Annotated in this window: 16 protein-coding genes and 1 tRNA gene; 8 read left to right on the top strand and 9 right to left on the bottom strand. The window is 65.7% G+C overall.

The window, feature by feature from the left end; all coding sequences use genetic code 11:
* Positions 1–3 precede the first annotated feature (3 nt).
* The 6 genes from ABH920_RS09470 (at position 4) to ABH920_RS09445 (ending at position 5,090) form a co-directional block, all read left to right on the top strand.
* Positions 4–219 (top strand): hypothetical protein, encoded by a 216-nt coding sequence (locus ABH920_RS09470; RefSeq protein ID WP_370348506.1) that lies wholly within the window; start codon positions 4–6, stop codon positions 217–219.
* On the top strand, positions 219–614 hold the full coding sequence (locus tag ABH920_RS09465) for a TadE family protein (RefSeq protein WP_370348505.1): 396 nt from the start codon (positions 219–221) through the stop codon (positions 612–614). The genes ABH920_RS09470 and ABH920_RS09465 overlap by 1 nt, the downstream gene beginning before the upstream one ends.
* Positions 611–1,027, top strand: a complete 417-nt coding sequence (locus tag ABH920_RS09460; RefSeq protein ID WP_370348504.1) for a TadE family protein — start codon at positions 611–613, stop codon at positions 1,025–1,027. The genes ABH920_RS09465 and ABH920_RS09460 overlap by 4 nt, the downstream gene beginning before the upstream one ends.
* Positions 1,024–1,410: a hypothetical protein gene (locus tag ABH920_RS09455; protein ID WP_370348503.1), complete on the top strand. Its 387-nt coding sequence runs from the start codon at positions 1,024–1,026 to the stop codon at positions 1,408–1,410. Before ABH920_RS09460 ends, ABH920_RS09455 begins: the two co-directional genes overlap by 4 nt.
* On the top strand, positions 1,407–4,157 hold the full coding sequence (locus tag ABH920_RS09450) for a BTAD domain-containing putative transcriptional regulator (RefSeq protein WP_370348502.1): 2,751 nt from the start codon (positions 1,407–1,409) through the stop codon (positions 4,155–4,157). The genes ABH920_RS09455 and ABH920_RS09450 overlap by 4 nt, the downstream gene beginning before the upstream one ends.
* A gap of 483 nt (positions 4,158–4,640) precedes the next feature.
* Positions 4,641–5,090 carry a hypothetical protein gene (locus tag ABH920_RS09445; protein ID WP_370348501.1) on the top strand — a complete coding sequence of 150 codons (450 nt, stop codon included), beginning with the start codon at positions 4,641–4,643 and terminating at the stop codon, positions 5,088–5,090.
* Positions 5,091–5,263: 173 nt separating this feature from the next.
* Here the strand turns inward: ABH920_RS09445 and ABH920_RS09440 are convergent, their stop codons facing one another.
* The 5 genes from ABH920_RS09440 to ABH920_RS09420 form a co-directional block, all read right to left on the bottom strand.
* On the bottom strand, positions 5,264–8,509 hold the full coding sequence (locus ABH920_RS09440; protein ID WP_370348500.1) for a CHAT domain-containing protein: 3,246 nt from the start codon (positions 8,507–8,509) through the stop codon (positions 5,264–5,266).
* A 213-nt stretch (positions 8,510–8,722) separates the two neighbouring features.
* On the bottom strand, positions 8,723–10,090 hold the full coding sequence (locus ABH920_RS09435; protein WP_370348499.1) for a hypothetical protein: 1,368 nt from the start codon (positions 10,088–10,090) through the stop codon (positions 8,723–8,725).
* Positions 10,091–10,213: 123 nt separating this feature from the next.
* Positions 10,214–10,681, bottom strand: coding sequence for an HNH endonuclease (locus ABH920_RS09430; RefSeq protein ID WP_370348497.1), 468 nt, complete (start codon positions 10,679–10,681; stop codon positions 10,214–10,216).
* Between the two features lie 95 nt (positions 10,682–10,776).
* A complete protein-coding gene (locus ABH920_RS09425) occupies positions 10,777–11,166 on the bottom strand; it encodes a hypothetical protein (protein WP_370348496.1) in 390 nt (129 codons plus the stop codon).
* A 185-nt stretch (positions 11,167–11,351) separates the two neighbouring features.
* Positions 11,352–13,805 (bottom strand): hypothetical protein, encoded by a 2,454-nt coding sequence (locus ABH920_RS09420; RefSeq protein WP_370348495.1) that lies wholly within the window; start codon positions 13,803–13,805, stop codon positions 11,352–11,354.
* 258 nt (positions 13,806–14,063) lie between these two features.
* Between ABH920_RS09420 and ABH920_RS09415 the strand changes: the two genes are divergently transcribed.
* Positions 14,064–14,303, top strand: a complete 240-nt coding sequence (locus tag ABH920_RS09415; RefSeq protein WP_370348561.1) for a tyrosine-type recombinase/integrase — start codon at positions 14,064–14,066, stop codon at positions 14,301–14,303.
* A gap of 296 nt (positions 14,304–14,599) precedes the next feature.
* Here ABH920_RS09415 and ABH920_RS09410 read toward each other — a convergent pair.
* The 4 genes from ABH920_RS09410 to glnA all read right to left on the bottom strand — a co-directional run bounded on the left by ABH920_RS09410 (position 14,600) and on the right by glnA (position 18,532).
* Positions 14,600–14,684 (bottom strand) — tRNA-Leu (locus ABH920_RS09410).
* Between the two features lie 228 nt (positions 14,685–14,912).
* Positions 14,913–16,241 carry a tyrosine-type recombinase/integrase gene (locus ABH920_RS09405; RefSeq protein ID WP_370348494.1) on the bottom strand — a complete coding sequence of 443 codons (1,329 nt, stop codon included), beginning with the start codon at positions 16,239–16,241 and terminating at the stop codon, positions 14,913–14,915.
* A gap of 22 nt (positions 16,242–16,263) precedes the next feature.
* Positions 16,264–16,488: a helix-turn-helix transcriptional regulator gene (locus tag ABH920_RS09400; protein ID WP_370348493.1), complete on the bottom strand. Its 225-nt coding sequence runs from the start codon at positions 16,486–16,488 to the stop codon at positions 16,264–16,266.
* A 619-nt stretch (positions 16,489–17,107) separates the two neighbouring features.
* Positions 17,108–18,532 (bottom strand): type I glutamate--ammonia ligase, encoded by a 1,425-nt coding sequence (gene glnA, locus ABH920_RS09395; RefSeq protein WP_370348492.1) that lies wholly within the window; start codon positions 18,530–18,532, stop codon positions 17,108–17,110.
* Positions 18,533–18,772: 240 nt separating this feature from the next.
* Between glnA and ABH920_RS09390 the strand changes: the two genes are divergently transcribed.
* Positions 18,773–19,180, top strand: coding sequence for an RDD family protein (locus tag ABH920_RS09390; protein WP_370348491.1), 408 nt, complete (start codon positions 18,773–18,775; stop codon positions 19,178–19,180).
* The last annotated feature ends 3 nt before the right edge of the window (positions 19,181–19,183 follow it).

Raw genomic sequence — 19,183 nt, 5'->3', positions numbered from 1 at the left:
CGGATGACCGACCTGACCACCCGCGCCTGGGCCCTGCTTACTTGCGGCCAACGACCGCGGAGCCTGCGCGACCTTATCCACGACCTGAAGACCGATGACCGCGGCGGGATGTCCTCAGACACCGTCATCATCATCGCCTTCATCGTGTTGATCGCGGTCGGTGTCGGTGCCCTGTTCACCTCAAAAATCATGGGCAAGGCCACGAGCATCCAATTCTGATGCGCCACGCGCTACCCCGCCCACGTGGCGATGCCGGTTCGGCCACGGTCCAGATGGTGTTCGCCGCCCCGGTGATCGGGCTGATCATCTTCAGCACGTTCGCGTTCGTCCTCTACTTCCATGCTGAGCAGATCGCGCATTTGGCCGCGTCTCAAGGTCTGGAGGCAGCGCGAGTCCAAGGCGGCACCGTCGCCGCGGGGCAGGACGCAACCGAGCATTACCTGACCGATTTCGACAAGAGCACGCTGCATGACGGGCGGGTGACGGTGCAGCGCAGTGCCCGGGAGGCCCGTGTCGAGGTGAGCGGATACGCCGAACAGATCGTGCCGTTCCTGAAGCTCCCGGTGCACGTCACGGTCACCGCGCCGACCGAGTCCATCGGGGACCGAACGTGAGGAAGCGGAGATCTCTGCGATCGGACACCGGAACCAGCCTCGTCGAAATGGTGCTCATCGCGCCGTTCCTGCTGCTGGTGATGATGTTCGTCGTACTCCTCGGACGGCTGGCCATGGCCGATATCGACGTCAGCACCGCGGCGCACGCCGCCTCCCGTGCCGCATCTCTAGCGACAACCTCTCCGCGGGCGCGAGCCGTCGGCGAGCAGACGGCCGCGACCATCCCCAGTAGTGCCGCCTGCACCCGGAGGGACGTGAAGGTCGATACCGCCTCGTTCAAACCCGGTGGGGTGGTACGGGTCACGATCTCCTGCCACATCTCTCTGCAGGCCATCACCGGGTTACTACCTGGCACCCAGACCTTGACCGCCTCGTCAGTGAGCCCAGTGGATCCGTTCCGGAGCACACCATGATCATTCTGACGGTTCTCCTTGTTCCATCCCTGCTCCTCGCATCCGGTCTGGTGTTGGACGGCGGCGCGGCGCTTTCCACCAAGGACCGGGTTCTCGGCGAGGCGGCTGAAGCTGCCCGAGCGGGAGCCGATGCCCTGGACGTGATCGCCTACCGCCAGACAGGACGGCCAGCCGTGGACCCGCTACGGGCCCGCGCCGCGGCCGAGAAGTACCTCGCAGCGACGGGCGACCAGTACACGGTGACGGCTTCCGCTGATGCGGTGACCGTCACCGTGCGGGCCGGCTACCGAACCCAGCTGCTGAATGTCGGCGGCCTGGACGTGATCCACGTTGCCGGCCGCGCGACCGCACACCCAGTCACGTCGGATGCGAGCACACCATGAGAACCCTGATCCGAGTCGTTCGCGGACTGCTCGCGCTGGCGCTCCTGGTCGCAGTCGTCGGCGGGGTCCCGTGGTTTCTCGCCGATGCGCTCGGCGTCCCCTTCCCCCGACCGCTGCCGACGTCGCTGAGCCAGGTGGGGCCGTGGCTGGATGTATGGCGGATCGACCGGGCACGCTTCGTCCTGGATCTCCTCGGGATCGTCGGATGGTGCTACTGGGCGGCGTTCGTCCGACAGCTCGTCGTCCAGGTGCCGGGCGCAGTCGCCGATGCCGTCGCGGTCGCACGCCAGACCGCGCCCGCGATTCGCGATCGGCAAGCGGGGCCTGCGGCTTCACTGGTGGCAGTGCTTTTGGCCGCTCTGGTCGTATCGGTGCTTACATCTCGGACCCCGGCGGCGGCCAAGACTGGCTTCATCACCCCGGCCAAGCCCGCTGCCAGTTCCGCTGTACCGGTCGTCCCCGCCGAGCCGACGGCGACAACGTCGTCCGCGACGTACACGGTCGTCGATGGCGACACGCTTTGGGGCATCGCCGCACAACACCTCGGCGACGCTGAGCGCTGGCGCGAGATCTACAACGCCAACCGTGCCCGCATCCAAGCGGACGGGCAACGGCTGTCGGATCCCGACCTGATTCTGCCCGGCTGGACTCTGGAGATGCCCGCGTCGAGTGCCACCGCCCAAGCTCCTGCCGCGTCGCCCATTTCTACGGTTCCGCGACCGACCGATGCCGCTGTGCCTTCCATCGCGCTTTCTCCGCGCACCGTCGCCGCCGGCGAGTCCGCGGTGCAGACGGCGCCGAATAGTTCCCGTACACAGGCCGTCCCCAGCACCGGCGCAGCAGTTGCGAACACTCACGTGCGCGAGGTCATCGCACGGCCGAGGGCACATCGCGATCGATCGTTCGTAAACCTTCCCGGCGGGGGAGTGGTGGGCGTCAGTCTCGCCGGCGCCCTCGCCGCAGCGATCGCCTTGGCCCGCAAACGTCGCCGGATCCGCACCACCGCACGCTGGCCGATCCCGCTGGACACACCCCAACCAGCAGTTCCGGAGTCGGTCGCCGAGATCGAGCGAGCCCATCTGGCGACGCTGGCTCCGCCCGCTCTCGGCTACTTCCAGGACGGCGACCTCGACCCCGAAGACGACGACCCATACCTGTCCGGGCTCGACGACCCCGGACCTGAGCGCCCTGACCTCCGGCTGCCGGAGCAGGCAGTTACCACCTCGGAGGAACGGTCCAGATCGGGGCTGACCGGGCCGAGTATTCCCGCGTCGTACGCCGAGTTCACCGCGCCGGGCTCGCTCTCGTTCGGCACGGACGGCGACCACGAGATTGGACTGGTCCTGCGAGACCATGCCGGCCTCGGCTTGAGTGGCCCAGGCGCGTTGAGCACGGCCCGAGCGCTGCTGGTCGGAATCCTCGCCAACGGCGGGCCGTTGGCGAGCCTGGACCACATGCGGGTCCTCATTCCCTCGGCCGATCTCGCAACTCTGCTGGCCAACGAGCCCCCGCACGTTCCCCGCTTGGAGATCACAACCGACCTGGACGACGCCGTCGACATGCTGGAAGCCGAGTACCAGGACCGGCGCCGCACCGTGGCGGATCTCGGCGTCCGCAGTGCCGCGGACGTGCGCCGCTTCTACCCGGAGCAGACACTCGAGCCGCTCGTCCTGATCGCAACACCCTCGCCGGCCATCACCCCGCGCCTGGCCGCGATCCTGGACGTCGGCCGGACCGTGGACCTGCACGCGATCCTTCTGGGACCGTGGGATACCGGGACGACAGCTGAGATCGACCACGATCAACGCTCTCGCAGCACGAACGAACAGCTCGACGGCGTGCAGGCCTTCTCTCTTTCAGCGTCGGAAGCACAGGCTCTACTCGCGCAAGTCGAACCCGACCTGGACACGGCCACCGACACGCCTGATGAGGCGTCGACCCTGCAACCTGCCACCATCCCTACGCAGGCCACGGCGGCCACGGCTCTTCCGCCGCTCCCGCGAGTCCACGTCAACGTCCTGGGCCCGGTCACCGTCACCATCGACGGCCGTGAAGTCGTGCTGAACAACAAGGAGACGTCGATCCTGACGTTCCTCGCGCTGCACCCCAACGGCATCGCTCGCGATGAGATCATCGCCGCCCTTTGGATTAACCCCGACGGCACCAACAACGGCAGCGCCGAAACCTTCCGCTCCACCGTCTACCACGCGAGAACCCGCATCCGCACCGCCACCGGCGAGGCGAAGACGATGTACATCACCAACCGCGGCGCCCGCTACCTGCTCGACCCCGTCGAAATCACCACCGACCTCGCCCGCTTCACCAAGCACCTCGACACCGCCAACCGCACCCGCGACGAAGCCGAACGCACCACAGCACTCGAAGCCGCCATCGACACCTACCGCGGACACCTCGCCACCGGCATCCACGCCGACTGGCTGATCGTCGACCGCGAAGCCGAATCGCGCCGCTTCGGCGACGCCTGCGCCCGCCTGGCCGACCTCACCGCCGACGCCCGCCCCGAATTCGCCCTGCACGTACTGGAACGCGCAGTCGCCGACGCCGACTGCAACCAGGAGCTCTACGCCAAGATCATGAAAGTCCAGGCCCACCTCGGCCGACACGCCGAGATGAGGAAGACACTTCGACTCCTGGAGGTACGACTCGCCGCGCTCGACGACGAGCCCGACCGCGACCTCTATGAACTCGCCGACCGTCTGACAAGCCAGCGGGCCGGGAGCCCTTAAAGACGGCAGGCTCACGTCGGCATCTCGGAGGCTGAGCGTCGTTCCCGGCAGCACGGCCTTGAGGCGGACCATCGTCAAGCGAAGCCCCCAAGGTCGTGCCGAGGCCCCCGACCGCGAGATGACTCGAACCCTGCGCTGCCAGGCATGCCCTGCTTCGGCCAGCACCTTCTCCACGGTGGCGTGTCGGCGTCGGCGCGGACGCGCCACAAGTCGGACCATTGCCGCGAGTATTTCAAGTGGTTGCGAGCAGAGGACCGGAGCTGCGGCGGGTTGACGTGATACTGAAGGACGCCTCTGTGCCCTTCGCGAGGGAGCCCGACCGTCCTCGGACGATGTCGTGAGCGTGGCCATTAGGTACCGGAGAGAGCGGCGCTGAGAAGGGTGAACCGTAGCAAAATCCTGGTTCTGTCGGCCGCGGCGCGGGTAGGCGCCCGGCCGAACGCGCCGCTGCCGCGGCGTCCTGCCGCAGAATGAGGTACCTCCATGGCCCTGGTGTCCAACGGCGCCTACCGGTTCCTAGACCAAGACCACATCGGATCCTTGGTCATCCGAGACCCCGCCCCCGGATCCCCGGTGATCGTCTCCCGTGGCAGCCTGCTGCCCCCGATCTGGCAGGTCAGGAACGAAGACGATGGCACCGTCACGATCTGGACGGAGTTCCAGGGCCTCCGGATGTACTTGTCGTGCGCCGGCGACCCTCGAGTCGCCGCGCCGCTCGTCTACGGCATGGAACCGAGGCGATGGGACCTGCGGCCCGGCTCCGATGAGGACTTCGTCATCATCGCCGTCCCCGCCCGTCTGCTGGGTCCCGGCGACAAGGACGGGCTCGCCGTCGATCTCCCCCAGGCGGACACCTACCCGCCCCCAGCCATGCTCGCCAGGCTCGATCGCGAGAAGGACACCCAGAACTGGTTCCTGCAAGAGCACAGCTGATCTAGGCGAGGTGGGCGCCCCCGGCGTGGCATGGGACGCCGAGCTTCGACCTAAGTATCAAGGTGTCTACAACTCGGGGGTCAGCCCAGGGGACGTGCCGTCGTGGCACCTGCTTTGGCAACGGTGGCGTCGCAACTTGCGCTCACATCACGCTTCGCGCCAGGTGCTGCGGCCTACGGCCCCGTGTGTATGAAGGGTGCCCAGTACACCGGTGGTACGCCGTCGCTTTCGGCGCGTACGGCACGGATCGCTTCCCGAAGCGCGTGAGCTGTGCCGTCGGAGTCGGGGCGCAGCACCGCATCATAGAATTTCCCGGCGACTGTGGCGGTGAGCAGCTCGTTGACCATCCACTGTGTGGCTACCACGTCGCCATAGCCAGCTGTTTGCAGCACTGCGGCCAGGCTGATCGACTCGTCGGGCAGTGCGGTGCCGCCGCGGAACGTCTCGCATGCGCCGAGGAATGCCAGCCGGGCGGTGGGCAAGTGTTGAGTCGCGATTCGCCGCGCATTCAGGCGGCCGTCGTATAGCACCAGGAATCCGTCGAACGGGGAGTCGAGATCGGACACGCCGTGGCACGCGAAATGGACGTAGGGATGCTGTGCAAGCTCGGTGAGCACGGCATCACTGATGGCGTCGGCGCCAGCTAACACGGTGGGGTCTGTGAAGCGCGCGGACAACTCCTCGATGTCGCGCTGCACTCCCGAAAGTGCAGATGCTGTCGGGAACTCAGGCGAGGATTCGATCGCGACGACCAGCATCTTCGCCCCGGCATCAGGCGTCGCGGGTTGGATGCGGCGTAGGCGGATCAGGGATCGTACGGATCCGGTGTATGAGCAGGCGGCGGCGTCCAGGACGCTGCCGGCGGTGCCGTCGGCGGGCACGCGGTCGTGGTGCCCGGCAGCATGCAGCGGCAGGAACGCCGCCAGCCCGGTGGGGCACCACCACAGGCGTGGGACGGCGGCACCGGCGGCTGGACAACTGGTCATCGCCAGGGCCTGCAGTACTGGCTCGGCGATGTTGTACCAGGTCCACTCCATCACCGTGTTGACGGCAGCGGAGTCCGCAGAATCGGTCGCCTCCAGGAACGCCGTCGCCTGCTCCTGCACGTTCTGCGAGCTCACCTGTGGCAGCGGAACATGCAGCACGTCGTCGCCGGTGAGCACCAGGGCATCGCACCGGTAGTCGCTGATGTTGACGACCGCTACTGGGCCAGCGGCAGCAGCCTGCACAAGTTGCTGGAAGCCAGGAAGGCGCAGGAAGCCATCGAACCCTGGCTGCGTGCGGATCTCCTCCACAAGTTGTTGGTAGCGGCCGGCGAGTTCGGCGCGCTGGTCGGCGCTGCTGTGAGCCGAGCCCGCCGCGGCAGCAGCTACGCTGCCCTCGAGCATGGCGCTCGGTGCCGGCGCAGCCACCTGATCCAGGCGACTCTGCACATTGCGCAACCGTTCGGCCAGCTCTGGTTCCCGATCGCGCAGTTCGTCATAGGCGGTGCGCGCATTGGCCATCCTGCCCAGAAGCACACCACGACCCTGTTCAAGAAGCACTACGGCCTCGCGAAGGTCCCCGCTTGCGATCGCCAGTGCGGCGGCATCGCGCGGCAATCCCGTCAAGTCAGCCAACAGCCGCTCTTGGTCGCCGTGTCCCAGCGCGGGGGATACTACCCGCTCCAGCAGCTTGACGGCCGAGCCCAGGTCTTCGCACGCCCCGGCGCTGTCATTGAGCATCTCGCCTAGCATCCCGGCGTTGCGCGCGGCCTGGATACGGGTGATAGCTGCCGCCGACTCTTGGTTGGCGGCCTGGCGGTAGAAGTCTCGCGCACGGAGCCCGGCCTGCCGGTCACCGGTCAGCTCGTAGCGGCAACGGTTGATCTGGCCCGCCACGCTTAGGCACCGGCTCCGGTCTGGGTCGTGCTCAGCGAGAAAGTCCAGCACCGGCTGGCAGACGGCGTCGGCTTCATCGAGGATCTGCGGGTCTTGATCGTACTGAGCCCGGGCGGTTAGCACCACCGCCAGGTTGGCCACCCGCCGACCATGTTCGCTGTGGCCCAGCGGAGTCGCGTGGACAGCTTGCCGGTGCAGGTTGACCGCCTCGAGCAACGCCCTCTCGGCCTTCACCCGGTCTTCGGACCGTAGGCGCTCGAATACGTCAATCAGGAACACGGCCAAGTTTGACTGGAACATCGGCAGTAAGACGGCGCCGTCCGGCGCAGAGTCGATCGCCTTGCGGAGCCGGGTGACCGACTCGTCAAGATCGGCCGGCGTGCCGGTGCCGCTTTGCCAACGGCGTCCGAGGACCACACCGAGCATGTTCGCGCGGTTCGGCATCTGGGGGCTGGAGGGATCGGTCTTCTCCAGCACCTGCCGGATCAAATGCTCGGCCTCGCTCAGACTGTCGGTGTCCTCGCTACGCTCGCTGCGTCGCAGCAGGACCCCGGCTAGGTTCGACTGGACTCGGACCCGCATCGGGTGGTCCTCGGCGAGCTGCTTCAGAATGCAGCGTCGCAATGCGATCGACTTTGCCACGGCGTCCTCATCGCCGAAGCGCTCGTATTGGTACAACAATGCGTTGGCCAGCCCTTCCAGATGCACGACGTGCTGGACGTGCTTTGATCGGCTGGATGCTACCGCCTCGCGCTGCACACTGATCGCCTCGGCAAGTGATTGCGGATCACCGAGGAGGTCGTACTCCTGTAGTAGAGCATTACCCAGATTCCCCAGGAACGTAGCAAGTCCGGGGTCGGATTCCTGTGCGGCAGCAACCGCCTTTCTGTGGGCGCGAATCGCGCGCTGCATGTCGGAGGTGTCGCTCAGCAAGGCGGCCCGAAATGTCAATGCGTTGCCGAGTACCGACTGTCGCGAAGCCAGCAGGAGGTCGTCGGCGTCAGTCAGCGCAACGGCCCGCTCGTGCGCGTCCACGGCCTTGTGGAGCAGCCGCGTTCGTCCGGTGCGTTCGGAGCACATCACCAGAGCAATGCCGAGCCACATCAAGATCGTGGCATCGTTGGATGCCTCACGATCCGCCAGCCGTGCATTGTGTAGCGCATTCTCCGCTGCCGCGACGGTGTCGGAAGATTCGGCGGCTCGAACGCTGGCCCACGCCATCATTTCTAGGTATTTCGTACGGCGATACCCGTGGCTAGGGTATTCGCTCGCATAGCCCTCCAGTAACTTGATGGCCCGGTCGAGGAATGACTCGTCGTTCGACTGTTCATAACGCCACAGCAGGGCTGCAACAAGCAACAGCTGTCCTTCAAGGCGTGGTCGATCGGACCGCGAGAGCAGCCCGACCGATGGCTCTAACCATGCAATGACCTTGTCAAGATTCTTCAAATCCGACATCGCGCCGGGACGCCTCCCCAAACGCAGTGCTGCATCGACGAATGCTCGCGGATCAGTGGGGGTGCTGCCGGCGACGGTCACATGTACAACGCTATCTGTCAAAGACACCGCGTCTGGCTCCGGCGAGCCACCAGACATGTGTCGCTGATGGCGTTAACCGGGATGCGCCGGGGTGAGGTGGTGGTCCCACGGTGGGTGGACGTGGACATTGCCGCCCGGTGGATCACGATGTCCCAACAGGTGGTCCAACTGGGCTGGGAGGCCCGGGTCACCGCAGATCGATGTCCAGCGGACCTACACCCATACTTGGCTCTCGTCGCGGTAGTGCGTCCATGGGCGGCCCGAGACCTCGCGGTTCTCGAACAGGTGGCGGACGCCAGCCATCCAGATAACCGAGTCGACCAGCTCGATCAGGTACTGGTCCAAGCCGGAGCGTTGCATTTGAAGAATTCGGGTGTTCTCCAGCACACGGCCGCCAATCGGAACGCGGGTCACGGTGGTCATCTCCATGACCACCTCACCGCGTGCGAGTTCGCCACCGCGGCCTGGCGGCAGCACCCAGCGGGCCGGCACGCCTGAAGCCTGCAACGCTTGGGCGAGCACGGGGCCGCTGGTCTCCACCACGAACGCGGCGATATCCCCGATCAGCCGAGCACAGACGATCGGGTGCAGTGGGTAGATCGCCCAGGGCGCGCGGAGCGGGTCCCGCGCTACGCCGTCAATACTGTTCGCGTTGATGTTCAATTCGCGGCGCGCTGCGATCCCAGCCTCGCGCAACACCGGGTCATAGCGCTCGTCGTACAAGGCGGAGAACCCCTCGTCATCGGCGATCCCTGCGTTCCGACATCCCATATGGTCCACCACGGCTAGGGCGCGATTGCCCGGCACCACGACGGTCGCGATGCCTTCGACGGCCGCCCTCTCGGTGGCCTCGCGTAGCAGGTCTAGGTGCGTCTTGAAGGGGAGGGCCAAGTCGTAAAGCTTCTCCCGGGGGTCGTTGCCAGGCAGCGGCGCGCCGTTCCACAGCGCCTCTCGCGCCTCGTGGATCCGGCGCAGCTGCGCAGGGCCCTGCCGTTTGGGGTTGAGCTTGATTTCTTCGGTGACCGGCGGTCCGTCCGGCCCGAAGACGGTCACATCCCCGATGCGCAGACAGTTGGTCAGGTCGTGCAGGATCGCGAACGATCCGCTTTCCCACGCGGCCTCGACCCGCTCGAGCTCAGCGCGCAGGCCCTCCTTGCCGGCCATAATCCCAGGCGGTTCATTGCGGCACAGGGCCAGAATGACCCGACGGTCGAAGCCGAACGCACGCCAGGCCATCGCGTCGCCGATCGAGCGGTACTGGCGGCCGATGCGCTCCCACATCTCCCGCTCGAAGATCCACGTGCCCAAGTCGGATGGGTCCATGCCGGACTCAGGTTCGGGCGCGCCCCTCTGAGGCTTGCGGCCCTTGCGGACAAGCTTTGCAGCCTGGGAAAACGCGTTACGGTTCGCATCGGCGGCCAGCACTCGCTGGAGCAGTTCCTGCTGGAAGTCGAAGCCGTCGGCGGGACCCTCGCACGCCCGCAAATCCTCAATCAACGCGACCAGAGTCTGCTGCGCAGCCTGGTGCCGTGGGTGGACGAGCACCTCCTCAGGAGCGAACCCCGGATCGAACAACCTCATGGCCCTATTGTCCTCGTCGACCGTCGAGAACATGCGGAAATAGAGCGCGGCCGGCCACGCTGTCGGCCACTCACGGAGGAAGGTCAGAGCAGACGTATGAGAGACGTGCCCGGCCGTGTGCGCCTACTCGCCGTCGATGCGACGCCTGTGCAGCTCGGCGGCGGCCTCACGGAAGATCGAGCGCCACTTCTCACAGTCGGCGCTCAGGGTCTTGATCGCATGACAATTCGGGCAGACGGCAATCATGTTGGCGGGATGGTCAGGACCGCCGAGCGCGAGGTCCACAACGTGATCGACCTGGAGTATCGGCTTTCCGGCCGGAGTGAAGTGCTGGAATCGGGGGCACTCGCACTCCGGGTTCTCGCAGAACCCGCCGGAACGCTGGATGACCAGCTCGACCGCCTTCGGATCACGATATGGCTCCGTAGTCACGGTGGAAAACGCCTCGGGCAATACACGGTGCGCAGCGCGGTATTCCAGCAAGCCTACGGCGGCGGCATAGGGATTCTCACCCAGTTGGTCCAGCAGTCGGTTGAGAGCGCGGCGGTTGTCGGCGCTGTCGAGGCGGTAGATGGTGCTGCGGGTCTTCATGACGCCGGACAGGTCGGCGGTCGGGTCCGCTGAGCCGAGCCAGCGGACGGGACGGCGACGCAGGTAACCGTCCTCGTCGACGCCCGGATCACCGGTCAGATCGTAAAACTGCCGGCGACGACACCGAAGCGGATCTTGCCGTCGTTGACCACGGCTACGGTGTCGCCAGTCTGCATGACTTTGATGAAGCCGTCGATCATGGCGGTGGTCCGTTTCACGCCAGCGTCGGTCTTGGCCGGATAGCACTTGGTGACCCGGTTCTCCAGTTCGGCGTCCGTGATGCCGGAGTGCAGCCGGCCGGTGACCGGGCGGAATCCGACTCCGCAGAAGCTTCCGTCTTCCCACTGTGGGAAGCGGTCCTCGCCGACTTTTCCAGCGCGCATGACCCAGATCGTGGCCGTGCCGTTAGCAGTCATGATCCAGGCGCCTCCTGATGCTTGACAATCTTGGAGTGAGGCGCGTTGCGATCGGTCGCCACGCGCCATGAATCATAGCTCTGTGACCGAACCCAGCCAGTGTCGTGCACGTGGATGTTCGCGGTGTCGGGCGGGGCGTTGGGATTGACTGGCTGTATGCCATCAACGGCCGTGGATGGCAGGAGGTAATGGCCGCTGAGGCGGTGGCGGCTCTCCTGGTCACCTTCGAAGCGCGCGACTTGCGTACGTACCTACTATCTGAGGCCGGTCATCCACCTGGCGGTTGCTGTTGAGCCCATCTCCCGCTCGAGGTTGACGACAGTTCGTTGGGACCAGCGGGAGTCAGCCGTGGCCAGTACCAGCTCGTCGACGGTGAGATCGTGGACGAGCCGTTTGAGCCTTCGGCAGCGTTCGACCTCGGCGTCGGGAGACTCGTCGAGTTTGTCACCTTTCTTCGCCTCACCGATGACGATGTGGCCGTCGACGATTGCCCACAGGTCGACCTCGAGATCGGTTTCGCCTTGCCGGCGCACGATGACCTCGGGCATGTGCAGGAAGGAGCGGGCGGTCGCGGCCAGTTGGTTGAGGGCGAGGATCGGGACGTGGATGTTGTTGTCCAGCGCCAGGTAGACGATCTCATCGAGGCTGTAGAACCATTCAGGCTCGTGGGCTGCCGTGGTCCAGGCGCCGTCGGTGATGGCGTTGTGCTGTCGGCAGCGCGGACACCAATAGCCAGGGCCGATGTCGGCGAGATGGTAGAAGGAGGAGTCGGCGCACAATCGGCATCGCAGGACCAGTCCGCGGTGGGCGATTCCGCGATCCAGGAACCGGTCGATCAGGGCGCGTCGTGTCGGCTGGTCCATGCCGGTGAGCATTTTGATGTCCGACATCCGGAGGTACTTGCGGTCGTGGTGGATGCGGCCGTAGCTCTGATCGTTGGAGATCCAGTGGTTCAGCAGGCCGCGGGCTGCGGAGTCCACATGAAGGTCGGCTGCCAGTGCGGGTAGCCCTCCCCACATGTCGAGGATGCGGCGGGTGTACCGGCCTTTGTCGGACTCCTCCATGCTCGCGCCGCACCGGTCCAGTAGCGTCCGGAAGATCTCGGCGGCGTCCGGAAAGTGCAGGCGGGTACGGGTGAGGATCTGGGACAGCGGGCTGCCGTTGAACCGGGCGATCTTGCCATGGGAGTCCACACTGATCCCAGCGGTGCTGGACCGCACAGCCCCGGGCATCAGCACATCCGAGCCCGCGGCCTTCAAACTGTCCTGTACCTTCCAGCGGGCGGGCAGGATGTGTCCGATGCGTTCGACATCAACGCGCCAGCGGTACGCGTCCGGCGAGGTGCTGTGGGCCTTCGACGGGCGAAGGATCTCCAGAGTGCGCTGCATATCGGCACCGACGAACGGTTCGGTCGACTCTGTCGCGAAGTGCTCAGCATCCAGCAGAGCAACTGTCCGCTTCACCGGGACGTCCTCGGGGGCGCAGATCCGCATGCTGACGGGCCCGGGGACGGGGATGCCGTAGCCGGTGTCGAGCCACCGGGTGGCCAGCAGGCTGGTGCGAACCGCCTCGAGCTGGTCGGCCGTCAAGGTCAGCGAGGTCAGCAGGACCTCGTGCTCGCCGTAGTGCGAGCGCCGCAACCGGGACAGTACGCGGGTCAAGACGGTGCACATCACCTGTGCGGATTCGTCGTTGAGTGAGTCCGAGTGCAGCGGCAGCCAGAACGTGTTGATGTTGGTGACGCGCTGCCGGGTGTACGCGTAGCAGAAGTCTTCCGCGGAGTCGCCGCAGACCACGACGAGCGGGGCCGGGGTGAAGGAGTCCTTGTCCAAGCGGCCGAACCTGTCACATCCCAGACGGGAGTGAGCGGCCGGCGTGTACGCCGTGAAGTCCCGTTCAAGATGCTCGGCTATCCCCAGCTGTTCTGTCTCGCCGATGATGCGCGCGGCGAAGCGCTTCGGGACGGTGTCGATGTGTTCGGTCCAGGCGTACTCCAGCAGTGCGGCCAAGTCGGCCGGCGCCGCGACCACGCTCCGAAACTCCGTTTCCTCCCTGCTTTGCAGGTGGGTCCGGAAGCTGGGAGCGATCAGGCCTGTGCGGGCACCGACCAACAACTGCACCAATGGCGCCAGCGAGGACATGTCGACCTCGGCGACGCGCTCGGGTGCGTAGTCCAGATCGCACATGTCCACCAGGCCCTGCGGCGGGGCGCTGTCAGCCGCGTACTGCCCGTGGATGATGACGTGCTCGTTGACCGCCGGCGCCAGTACGTTGCGGATACGCTCGTCATCCGCGGTCGCGAAGTATCCGCCGTCAGGCGAGAGGAACTCAGGCGTCTCAAGCGCCTGCCTCGCCTCCGCTTCGGTAACGTTGTTCCGCTCAGCCCAGCCCTTGGCTTGTGCGGCGATATACTGCTCGTATGCCGCAGGGTCCGACATCCGCAGGCCCAGCGGGGTGCGCGCGAAACCCACCCACTGATCGGCATCCAAGGCAGCCAGCAAAGGCCAGAACGCCTCGAGGATCTGCCCGTCCGATGCCCAGGCGACCAGGCCATTGCCGTCCCCGCCCCAGGTGCGCGCGTAGCATTCGAGCATCCGCAGCGCATCGGCGTGCCAGTCGCCCTCGGAGCAGATCAACGTGACGGCCCGCGGCGGGCGGACGCTGGTCAGCACCGTCTGATATGTCACGGGCTCTGCTGTGTCAGTCACGCTGTCCTCCGCTAATCCGAGATGCGATGTCGACCCAGCTCCCGCAGGGGTCGGCCTCGGTCCTGGCGAGCCTACGGGTCGGTGGCGACAGCGTGCGGGCACTTGGCGAAGTCGCGGAATCCAGCGTTCGCGTGCCCGCGGTGCCAGAAATCCGCAGGTCACGACGTCGCAGGTGAATATCGGTGCAAATTTCTGGTGTTCACCCGGCCCGACGGAGTTGGCATCCACCCGGATGTGGTCAGCCGCCAGTTCTAGCAACTGGTCCGGGAGACGCAGATACCTCCGATCCGGCTTCACGACCTCCGGCAAGGCGCCGCCTCGGTCGCCTTGCACAGCGGTGTCGATCTGAAAGTGATGTCCGAGGTGCTAGGGCACTCCTCGACCAGGGTCACCGCCGACATTTACACCTCGGTGTTCACCAGCCTCAAGCACCAGGCCGCCGACGCGATCGGTCGGGCGCTCACCCGTGGGTTGGAGCCGACGAGGAAGGCGCCGTAGGTTGGCGGGGAAGGTGGTGTTTGGTACCAGACGCGCGTCTCAATCGCCGGTACCAGCGGATTGGAATCCGCTGGTGGCCGCATGTGAGGCGGATGAGGACCGATCCTGCGGATCGAAAATCCGCAGGAGTGGCCGACAGGGCAGGGGTTTGATGCCCGGAGGCTGTCCTGATCTTGAACTGACCCTGGATCAATCCCGGACTACCGGTCCTGACGGGTCATCAAGAGGTTGAACCATTTCAAGATCTAAAACACAAAACCCCAGCTCACACTAGATGTTCTGTAGCCTGCTATGGGTGCGCCGCCAGGGACTTGAACCCCGAACCCGCGGATTAAGAGTCCGCCGGTGGGCACTCCCAAAATCAGAGGAAGACCGTGCCGCTGATTGAAAGCTGCGCGCTTCGATGCTGGTCGATTGCGCGTCCATCTAAACGGTATCCCCCCAGGGGTATCAACCTACGCATGATCCGCTCCGGGCCCGCGACCACGTCCCCGACGGGTCAAGCAGCGTCGGGGACCTGGCGATGTGGAGCTCTAAATGCTCTATGTAGATCGTGACCGGACGGGGCGTCACACGGGCTCAATCCGCGGTCGGTAGTGCCCTTTCGTGTCAATGGAGCCACCCCGGGTCCCATGCCGAGGGCGTGTCGAAATCGGAAGCTCGTGACCTCGTGGCACGCAGCGTCTCGTCGATTCGCTGCCGTTCTACCTCATAATCCGTCTCGGGCTCGTGCGTGTACTTGCGGAGTGTGTAGGCCGGGTCAGCGTGGCCAAGCCTGACTGAGAGCGTGAAGATGTCCATGCCTTCACCGAGCCGCTGCGTCGCGTAGTCGTGGCGGCCGGCGTGCATCATCTTGTCGCGGCACGGCTCCCACTTGCGTCCTCGGCCGATGGGCTTGTCGTTGAGCGCCTTGATGATTCCTGCTTGCTCCAGGCCGCCCTTCCAGACCCAGTTGATGTAGTTCTTGTTCAACGGCTTGCCCTCGCGCGATGTGAAGAAGACGACGGTGGTGCGCAGCTCTCCATCGCGTGTCTTCCAGGGAAGGGTGACCTCGACCGGAGGGAATGCGTCGGCGTGAGCCATGATGGCGAACAAGACTTCGTCTGCTGCAGGGACGAAGCGGTCGCGTTCCTCATCGAGGTCGCTGCACTTGGGTGGTGCGAAGACCATCGTTCCGCGGTCCCAGGCGAACTGTCGTCGTACGTGGACGACTTTCTTGGCCCAGTCGATGTCGTCCGGACTGAACGCGAAGACCTCGCCTTGGCGCATGCCAAGGCCTCGGGTGACATCCACGAGCGTCTTGTAGCGGTCGGGTAGGTTCTCGCGCAGCGCCTCCAACTGCCGCCCGCTAAGAGGTGCTTTGCGGGCCGGTCGCTTGGAGCGTTTCGGCTTGACGTCGCGAACTGACTTCGCCCGGCAGGGGTTCTTCGCAATCAGCTCGTCGTCCAGGGCCGACTCCATGATCGCCGCGAGATGTGCGAGGACGAGACCGATGGTGGTTTCGTCGAGGCCGTACTCTCGGCGGCCGTTGATCCACGCGACGATCGTGGACGGTTTGATGTCGCAGAGCCGTAGCTTGCCGAGAACGTCGATGATGTGGTTGTTGATTCGCGACTCGTACTGGGCGTACGTCCGCGGCGACTTGAAGTTCCTGCTGTCGAGCCATCGCTGGGCGACGCTTTCGAGCAGCACCAATCCGTTGCGAGGGGCGATGTAGGTGCCCGCGTCCAGCGCTGCGGCGACCTTGTTAAGGTGCTGGACTGCGTCGGGTCGCCTGTCGAACAGGCTCTCCTGCGGCTCGCCGTCGGGATCCACCCAGCGGGCGGCCCAGCGTTTGCCCCTGCCATGCTTCGCGCTGGGTACCTTGTCGTGCGCCGAGCACGGCTTCTCTCCCGGCTTGGGGTGTGTCTTGTGCCAGCGGTCGTACGGTTCGGGCACGAGAACCACCTTTCTGCAGGGACTACGAGGCCTTTGATTCGAGCCAGGTCATGACGTCGTGCGGGTTGTAGCGGCGGTAGCGTCCGACTCGGTACGACCGCGGTCCTTCGCCGACGTGGTTCATGTAGTAGAGGGTCTGCTCAGAGAGCTGGAGGAACGCAGCGGTTTCTTTGTGGCTCCACAGCCGCTCTGGGATGTTGTGCCAGGTCTCTTTGCGCGGTGGAGTAACGGTGCGAGGGCGGGCCAACCTGGTGTCCTCTCTGTGCCCTGGTCTTGGTGGGTCAGAGTCCGAACCTGATCAGCTGAGACGACCATAGGTCGGTCTCGGCCTTGGGGAGCAGGCCTCTCATTCGCGAATCAGCCTTGGCGGCAGACTTTCGCTGAAGACGCCGTTCTGAGTGGCGCAGGCTCTGTCAATGTGTTAACGAGGGGGCGACGCTGCGGGTCGGTGGTGGGGGGCAGGGGACGTGGCGACAAGCTTCAGCGGGTTGTTCATAAGGAGGCGTCCTCCTGGGTGCGGCGAGTCCGCGTCCGTCGCGGGCTACCTCTGAAGTCCGGCTTTAGATCCCGGAACTGTCCGCGCGATGTGCCGCATCACCCGATTGGCGCATTCAGCCGGCCGCAGTGGCAGGGCTGGACTGCAACGGGGTCTGCGCCCACCAAACGACAGTGGGTCCGCGAGCCGTAGAGGCTCGCGGACCCACCGCGATCGACGTTCTCAGACTGTCTAACCAAGATCATCCGGCCCATTTCGGGCCCAAATGAGGCTCGAAAACACCCATGATCAATACAAGGCGTCCAACAGTCTTAGTGCTGGTCAGCTGCGGTTTCTGTGCTTGAGGCGCAGGCAGCTGCCCTGAGCGTATTTAGATGTCGAAGTACAGCTCGAACTCGTGCGGCGTCGGACGCAGCCGAACCGGGTCCACCTCGCGCTCGCGCTTGTACGAGATCCACGTGTCGATCAGGTCCTGCGTGAACACGCCGCCCTCGAGCAGGTAGCCGTGGTCGGCCTCCAGCGAGTCCAGTACCGCCGGCAGGCTGCCGGGCACCTGCGGGATCGAGGCGTGCTCGTCCGGGGGGAGCTCGTACAGGTCCTTGTCGACCGGGGCCATCGGCTCGATCTTGTTCTTCACGCCGTCCAGGCCGGCCATCATCATCGCGGAGAAGGCCAGGTACGGGTTCGACGAGGGGTCCGGGCAGCGGAACTCGATGCGCTTGGCCTTCGGGTTCGAGCCGGTGATCGGGATGCGGATGCACGCCGAGCGGTTGCGCTGGGAGTAGACCAGGTTCACCGGGGCCTCGTAGCCGGGGACCAGGCGGCGGTAGCTGTTCACCGTCGGGTTGGTGAAGGCCAGCAGGGACGGGGCGTGCTTCAGGAGGCCGCCGATGTAGTGGCGGGCGGTGTCCGACAGGCCCGCGTAGCCGACCTCGTCGTAGAACAGCGGGACGCCGTCCTTCCACAGGCTCTGGTGGCAGTGCATGCCCGAGCCGTTGTCGCCGAAGACCGGCTTCGGCATGAAGGTGGCGGTCTTGCCGGCGTTCCAGGCGACGTTCTTGATGATGTACTTGAACAGCATCAGGTCGTCGGCGGCGGCCAGCAGGGTGTTGAAGCGGTAGTTGATCTCCGCCTGGCCGGCCGAGCCGACCTCGTGGTGCTGGCGCTCGACGATCAGGCCGGAGTCGATCAGGGTGCGGCTCATGGTGGCGCGCAGGTCCGTGTAGTGGTCGTTCGGGGCGACCGGGAAGTAGCCGCCCTTGACGCGCGGCTTGTAGCCGCGGTTGCCGCCCTCCTCGGCGCGCCCGGTGTTCCAGAACGCGGCCTCGGCGTCGATGTGGTAGTAGCTCTCGTCCGGGCCGGAGGCGAAGCGCACGTCGTCGAAGACGTAGAACTCGGCCTCGGGGCCGAAGTACGCCGTGTCGGCGATGCCGGTGCCCTTGAGGAACGCCTCGGCCTTCTTGGCCACGTTGCGCGGGTCGCGGGAGTAGGCCTCACCGGTCAGCGGGTCGTGGATGAAGAAGTTCAGGTTCAGCGTCTTCTCGGCGCGGAACGGGTCCAGGCGCGCGGTGCTGGGGTCGGGCAGCAGCTGCATGTCCGACTCGTGGATGGCCTGGAAGCCGCGGATCGAGGAGCCGTCGAAGGCCAGGCCGTGCGAGAAGACGTCGGCGTCGAACGACTCGACCGGCACCGTGAAGTGCTGCATCACCCCGGGCAGGTCACAGAACCGCACGTCGACGCTCTTCACGTCGTTGTCCCTGAGGTACTTGAGTACCTCGTCGGCGTTCGAGAACATCCACTACTCCTTTGAGTATTCTCACCGGCCGGAAGCCTCTCGCCACCGGGGCCGGGACCCATCAGGCACTCATGCGACCGTAGGACCGGGGGGTTTCCCGGCCGTGTCCCTTTTGTTTCCGGCGTGTTACACAGAGCCCGGGTCTTCTCCAACCTACCCTGTGGGCCCCGCGGCGCTTGTGGAACGGCTTGTCCGACGTTGGTGGCGGACCTCTAAACGGCGCGGAGTACCGTGGACGCCATGACCTCGTCCGACTATTCCGGCCAGCGCTTTGGCCTCCCGCGCACCGGTCCGGGCTCGATGGCCTCGCTCGGCCGCCGGCTGGCCGCGCTGATGATCGACTGGGCCATCGCCTACGGCATGGCGTACCTGCTGGTCGGCGACCGGCTGCTGCGCAACGGCCAGTTCGCGGCGCTGAGCCTGCTGGCCGTGATCTACCTGGTGGGGCTGGGGATCAGCGGCTCCACGCTCGGGATGGCGGTGCTGGGCCTGCGGGTCGGCTCCGACCAGGGCGGCCGGGCCTCGCTGTACTCGATCGGCATGCGCACCGTGCTGTTGTTCCTGGTCATCCCCGCGGTGGTCTGGGACGCCGACGGCCGCGGCCTGCACGACCGGATCGCGCGCACGATGATCGTCAGCACCCGCTGAGCG

This window comes from Catenulispora sp. EB89, from assembly GCF_041261445.1.
Taxonomy (GTDB): Bacteria; Actinomycetota; Actinomycetes; order Streptomycetales; family Catenulisporaceae; genus Catenulispora.
Note: the sequence above shows the minus strand (reverse complement) of the source record. Positions and strands in the feature narration are given on the sequence as shown.